The following is a 6,189-nucleotide window of genomic DNA, read 5'->3' as shown; positions in this document are numbered from 1 at the left end:
CTAAACTTAAGTTTTACTCGACTAACTGATTAACTCTTGCAGCTTAAGCGTTGCCTGCTGCCGTCTCAGTGGGGTCGCATTATAGGGCGCGGCGAATTTTACGCAAGCGTTTTTTAAAGAAAACTATAAAAAACATGCCTTACGCTTGCTTTTTAGCCAAGATGCTTAAAAACACATCTAAAAAATAGATAATCGCTATTGTTCAATCCTTCTAAAATAGGGTTTCACATTCATATACGTTGATATTAATAACACTAGTATTGTATATATGAAATTTCATATATACACTTAATGGATATTGTCAGTCAGAATATTTAATTTACATGTCCCAAAGTAATAGCTCAAAGCAAAGTGTGCTCTTTCTGTGCACTGAGAATTCAGCCCGTTCACAAATGGCAGAAGTATTACTGAGAAATAAAGCGGGAGAGATTTTTGATGTTTATAGTGCAGGGATCGCTCCTAAAGATATTGATCCTAGAACAATTAATTGTTTGCAAAAGTTTAACTTGCCGATAACTGAGCTCAGCGCAAAACATATAGCTGAGTTTACAGATAAGACTTTTGATTATGTTATTACGCTATGTGAAAGAGCAAACAATGAATGCAGAGCTTATAAAGGCGCACTGTTGCAACTTGCGTGGGATATTGCAGATCCAAAAGTAATGGTAGGTTTAGAGCCCTTTGTCGCAACCCTCTATGAACTTGATAAACGACTGGATATGTTTATTGACGTACACGGTAATATTAATAACCTGCAATCACATCAGTATGTGCCACTATGTAGTAGTACCATCTCAGATCAAGATAACGAGTTATCGATAGATCCAAGCATATTTTATAAATGCTTAACTGATCAGATCCGATTAAAAACTTTAATGTTAACCAACTACTATGGCGAGTTATGTGTTTGCGAATTAATGGTAGCACTGCAAGAGCAAAGCCAACCAAAGGTATCGCGTAACTTAGCCGTATTAAAGAAAGCCGGCATCATTACAGATAGAAAGCACGGACAATGGGTGTTTTACCAAATTAATCCAAGATTGCCACAATGGAGCAAGACGATTATTAGTACAACCACTGAAAGTAATCTCCATCTGATCATCAACAGCCTTAAGCGATTAGCGACTATGCATAAACGACCTAATAAAGTGAGCTTTTGCAGTTAACGATAACTTTAATAAACACAGCACAATTTAACATTGGCTAACGTAATGAAGCGCTAGCTTTACCGCACTTACAACCCAACAATTAATCAGGATGTAATTATGACAGTAAAAGTAGGTATAAATGGTTTTGGCCGTATGGGCCGATTATCAATGCGCGCAGCATTTGATTGGCATGATATAGAAATTGTCCATATTAACGATCCAGGCGGTAATGCTGAAACATTCGCTCATTTAATGACGTTTGATTCAGTACACGGTAAATGGCATCACGAAGCAAGTCATACTGAAGATACTATTATAATTAATGGTAAAACAATTGCTTTTACGCAAAACACTAAAACAGAACAGACTGATTGGTCAAACTGTGATGTCGTTATTGAAGCGTCGGGTAAAATTAAAACCAAGGCACTACTGCAAGCTTACCTAGATCAAGGTGTAAAACGCGTTGTTGTTACAGCACCAGTAAAAGAAGAGGGTATTTTAAATGTAGTAATAGGTGTAAACGACCACCTTTATAATAAAGAGATTTACCCAATCATTACCGCTGCATCATGCACAACTAACTGCTTAGCACCAGTAGTAAAAGTTATTCATGAAAAGATTGGCATCAAGCATGGCTCAATCACCACCATTCATGACATAACCAACACCCAAACAATTATTGATGCACCGCATAAAGACTTACGCCGTGCACGTTCATGCGGCACAAGTTTGATCCCCACTACAACTGGTTCAGCTACTGCAATAACGCATATATTTCCAGAGTTAAAAGGTAAACTAAATGGCCATGCTATTCGCGTTCCGCTAACTAACGCATCAATTACTGACTGTGTATTTGAACTTGAGCGCGGTACCACCGTTGCTGAAGTAAATAAATTACTTAAGGATGCTGCTGAAAATGAACTAAAAGGCATAATGGGCTACGAAGAACGCCCACTGGTATCTATTGACTACAAAACCGATCCTCGTTCCAGCATCATTGATGCGCTATCAACCATGGTGATCAACGACACTCAAGTAAAACTTTATGTGTGGTACGACAATGAATGGGGCTACGCGAACCGAACTGCGGAACTGGTACGTAAAGTTGGTCTAGCTGACAAGGAATAATTAACCGTGGATCGATTCACAGCACTCTCCCCACAAATAAAACAATATTTGATCATTACCGGTAATTACTGGGCATTTACTTTAACTGATGGCGCATTGCGGATGCTCGTGGTGCTGTATTTTTATCAATTAGGTTACAGCCCACTTAGTATTGCTATGTTGTTTTTGTTTTATGAAATTTTTGGTGTGATCACCAATTTAGTGGGCGGATGGCTGGGAGCTCGATTCGGCCTGAATAAAACCATGAACATTGGCTTAGCATTACAAATTGTGTCTTTGGCAATGCTTATGGCACCTGTAGATACACTCACCGTAATTTATGTGATGGCTGCGCAGGCGCTTTCAGGGATCGCAAAAGATCTGAATAAAATGAGCGCCAAAAGCGCTATTAAGTTACTAGTACCAAAAGACGCGCAAGGCCAGCTTTTCAAATGGGTGGCTATTTTAACGGGTTCTAAAAATGCGTTAAAAGGTGTTGGCTTCTTTTTAGGTGGCGTACTGCTGACTTTGCTAGAGTTTCATGGCGCAATGCTAATCATGATCTGCATGCTCACTATGGTTTGGCTATTTAGTTTATTCGCATTAAAAGAAGATTTAGGCAAAGCTAAAAATAAAGCCAAATTTAGTGAGCTGTTCTCCAAAAGCAAAGCCATTAATGTACTCTCAGCCGCACGAATGTTTTTATTCGGCGCAAGAGATGTCTGGTTTGTGGTTGCCTTGCCTGTATTTTTAGCCGCAACCTTTGGTTGGGATCATTGGTGGGTTGGCGGCTTTATGGCAAGCTGGGTGATTGGCTATGGCATAGTGCAGTCTTTTGCGCCTCATATTACAAACATAATGAGTACAGGAAAAAAATCAGTTCAGGTGCCCTGTGGCCGTAGCGCTTTTTTATGGGCCAGTTACTTAACAGCTATACCGGCCATTATTGCCTTAGCTCTGCATTTTGACTTTTATATACAAGCATCCGTTATTATCGGTTTACTGATATTTGGTGCGGTGTTTGCGATTAACTCATCATTGCATAGCTATTTAATTGTAAGGCTTGCTGATAGTGATGGCGTGTCACTTGATGTAGGCTTTTATTATATGGCCAATGCTATGGGGAGATTACTAGGCACTGTTTTATCGGGCTGGGTGTATCAACAATATGGACTTGAAGCCTGCTTATGGATCTCAAGCTGCTTTATTGCCCTAGCAGCACTGTTATCGCTGGCACTACCAAAGAGTAATCAATAGTCAATAAAATCAACTACTGGCAAGCTCTCAAAGCCTGGTTTAGCAAATAAATACCCTTGCATTAACTCAATACCTGCGGCTTTTAACCATGTATATTCTGCAAGGGTCTCAATCCCCTCTGCTAATGGGGTGATATTTAATTCACGAAGCATATTTAAGCTATGAGTCACTATTGATTGGCGTACTTTATCTGAATCGATATTTCGGATCAGCTCCATATCGAGCTTAATAATATCCGTTTGAAAATCGGCTAATAAATTAAGGCCCGAGTAACCAGATCCAAAATCATCCAGAGCTGTTGTAAAGCCTAGAGATTGATAATATTCAACCACTCGCTTAATGTGAGCACTGTCTTCTATTTTCTCAACTTCAGTAAACTCAAACATAATTCGTTGCGTCGGAAAGTTATATTTTTTAGCTGCTTCTAAGGTGGTACGAATACACCGCTCAGGCTTATAAATAGCATTGGGTAAAAAGTTAATGCTAAGCATAGAATCAACCCCTAACTTAGCGGCTAAAGCAATCGCTTTTATTCGACAGAACTGATCAAAAGTATAACGATTTTCTTCATTTACTTTTGCGATAACAGAATATGCAGACTCATTATTAATGCCTCGCACTAGAGCTTCATAGCCAAAGATAGAGCGCGTCTTACAATTTACAATTGGTTGAAATGCCATAGTAAAATCAAAGCCTAGGCCTTCTAAATCGGCACAGTCATTACACGATACCTTTTCACATTCAGTTAGTTTGTCATTCATTCAGCACAACCCATTTTTGTCTATTTTTTCATAGTAGTAGAGTTAAAAGCGAAAGCCAACCTTACTTTAACTATTGCATATAAAATCAAGTTCACTATGCAGATATTCCTTAACGCTGCACTTTGAAGAATAGAAAGTATATTTCAAGCCCCCAAATGTGGAACACTTAATGCATCAATTTTTAAATCAAAGAACTTGTCAACTTTTTGCCGCACGGGATGCACAATGAATCTAACAAATATACCTTCATCACTTCTTACAGATCCAAACTATTTAAAGCAAACACAAGCAGGCACACAGCAAACAAATGACAAAGAAAAACTAACTTCTTCCACTGAAGTGGAGAATAGCGATGAAAACACTGCTGAAAATAAAACTGACAACGATGAGACTGTAGAAACTACACAGCAACAAATGATTAAAAACATTAAAGAACTACAAGAAAAAATACGCGCACTTGAAGCTGACAGCAGCCTTACCAAAGCAGAACAACAAGCACAAAAAGCTGAATTACAAAAAGAGTTAGATCAAGAACTTGTTTCAATCCAACTTAGCGTAAAAAAGAACGTATCAACTTTGATGGGAAGTTTATTTTCGTCAGCAGGCAACACCAGCTCAGGTTTATTGTTTAACCATAGTGCTTAGAATTACTTTCTAACTAACACTCTCAAAACTAAAAAAGTCCCATTGCGGGACTTTTTACTAATTATTTTTGGATAGCAGACGCTTTATTTACAAGCTGCACTTGAGAGGTAATAGCGCGATCAATAACTTGGCTATAAACTCGCTTCTTCTCGCTTGAGCTAGAATCTAGCACAAAATCTGAAAGCTTAGAGTTTTGCGTTGGCTTTGGCTTTATTAAATTTGAAAACATAAACACTCCTAAAGCTCGTTTTTTGAGCTGGATGGTGATTCTATCAGGCTCTGTAAATCTTCTCTAGTGAATTTTTCATCTAAATGATGCTCTATTGCCTGAACATTATCGTGATAAAAACGTGTTTTGCCCTTATTATTTTTAACTAATAAATCCACTTGAATTTGACTACCGAACTTGAGCTTAAGTTCCCTTATAACCTCCTGAGAAGCAAAGAACTGATCAATAAAGGTATCAGCTAGAATTCTACGTCCCTCTAGCTTTTCTCTTGCCTCAACGAACTCCCAAGCCAGCTCTGGTTTTTGATATACAAACAGAATTAGTACTTGCCTTTCCTTACGGATAGAGCGTTCAATATTCTTTTTTGCAACATCATAACTTGCCAAAGTTCCATCTAACAAAAAAGACTGCTTGTTTTTAAACGCATGATCAAGTGTTCTCTCAACAATAAAAGATACAGCACGATGAAATAAATACGAGTTATCACCTGTGTAACCGGGTATTAGTTCTCTCAACTCATCTGGATCAAGCCTGAGTACATTATCAGCACCAATTTCTTCTAAAAAAGCTTTTGAAGCTTCAGTTTTCCCAGCACCAGGCGAACCTGCCATAAAAACAGAAACCGGCCTAGTATCAGGAGGAAACTGATCTTTATCTGTTAACTCGCGAGCTATACGAGTCCTATTATTTTTAGCATAGGCAATTGCCTGTCGCTCTAGTTCTTCTGGTGTCATTTGAAGCCTTATGATTCTCTATTCATTATGTCACTTAAGTGCCTATTAGCAAATGATTCAAAGTCTGAATATACCCTATGAGTTTGAGCAGCCTCTTCTCATTTTTCTTTTGGTGCATTAGCTCTTTGCCTTTTGTCGAAGAAGTCATCAGGGAGAGCGATTCGGGCAAGGTCTTCAATTCGCTTCTTTGGCTTAAAATTATGTTTTGTGCTTGCAGAAGAGAGTGCAAACTTTAAAATTCTATTTTTATCAATGATAAGATAAAGGGTCATCCCCACAGCCTTGTATAACTGAATGTCTTTGATGTA

General features: G+C 38.4%; 8 protein-coding genes. 4 read left to right on the top strand and 4 right to left on the bottom strand.

Going from position 1 to position 6,189, the window contains the following annotated elements; genetic code table 11:
- Window positions 1-323: 323 nt before the first annotated feature.
- From H5158_RS18705 to arsJ, 3 genes are all read left to right on the top strand, one after another.
- Window positions 324-1,166: a metalloregulator ArsR/SmtB family transcription factor gene (locus H5158_RS18705; RefSeq protein WP_145238748.1), complete on the top strand. Its 843-nt coding sequence runs from the start codon at window positions 324-326 to the stop codon at window positions 1,164-1,166.
- A gap of 99 nt (window positions 1,167-1,265) precedes the next feature.
- Window positions 1,266-2,276 carry an ArsJ-associated glyceraldehyde-3-phosphate dehydrogenase gene (locus tag H5158_RS18700; RefSeq protein WP_145238745.1) on the top strand — a complete coding sequence of 337 codons (1,011 nt, stop codon included), beginning with the start codon at window positions 1,266-1,268 and terminating at the stop codon, window positions 2,274-2,276.
- 6 nt (window positions 2,277-2,282) lie between these two features.
- A complete protein-coding gene (gene arsJ, locus H5158_RS18695) occupies window positions 2,283-3,512 on the top strand; it encodes an organoarsenical effux MFS transporter ArsJ (RefSeq protein WP_182719229.1) in 1,230 nt (409 codons plus the stop codon).
- On the opposite strand, the gene H5158_RS18690 is transcribed toward arsJ, so the two are convergent.
- Window positions 3,506-4,273, bottom strand: a complete 768-nt coding sequence (locus H5158_RS18690; protein ID WP_064668622.1) for an EAL domain-containing protein — start codon at window positions 4,271-4,273, stop codon at window positions 3,506-3,508. The two genes, arsJ and H5158_RS18690, sit on opposite strands and share 7 nt — an antisense overlap.
- Before the next feature lie 225 nt (window positions 4,274-4,498).
- On the opposite strand from H5158_RS18690, the gene H5158_RS18685 reads away from it, so the two are divergent.
- A complete protein-coding gene (locus H5158_RS18685; RefSeq protein WP_145238733.1) occupies window positions 4,499-4,918 on the top strand; it encodes a hypothetical protein in 420 nt (139 codons plus the stop codon).
- A 61-nt stretch (window positions 4,919-4,979) separates the two neighbouring features.
- Here the strand turns inward: H5158_RS18685 and H5158_RS18680 are convergent, their stop codons facing one another.
- The 3 genes from H5158_RS18680 to H5158_RS18670 all read right to left on the bottom strand — a co-directional run bounded on the left by H5158_RS18680 (window position 4,980) and on the right by H5158_RS18670 (window position 6,153).
- Window positions 4,980-5,147, bottom strand: coding sequence for a hypothetical protein (locus tag H5158_RS18680; RefSeq protein WP_182719231.1), 168 nt, complete (start codon window positions 5,145-5,147; stop codon window positions 4,980-4,982).
- 8 nt (window positions 5,148-5,155) lie between these two features.
- Window positions 5,156-5,881, bottom strand: a complete 726-nt coding sequence (locus tag H5158_RS18675) for a zeta toxin family protein (RefSeq protein ID WP_182740621.1) — start codon at window positions 5,879-5,881, stop codon at window positions 5,156-5,158.
- A gap of 98 nt (window positions 5,882-5,979) precedes the next feature.
- On the bottom strand, window positions 5,980-6,153 hold the full coding sequence (locus tag H5158_RS18670) for a hypothetical protein (RefSeq protein WP_182740620.1): 174 nt from the start codon (window positions 6,151-6,153) through the stop codon (window positions 5,980-5,982).
- Window positions 6,154-6,189 lie beyond the last annotated feature (36 nt).

It is taken from the genome of Pseudoalteromonas sp. SR45-6, assembly GCF_014163545.1.
Classification (GTDB): Bacteria; Pseudomonadota; Gammaproteobacteria; order Enterobacterales; family Alteromonadaceae; genus Pseudoalteromonas; species Pseudoalteromonas rhizosphaerae.
Note: the sequence above shows the minus strand (reverse complement) of the source record. Positions and strands in the feature narration are given on the sequence as shown.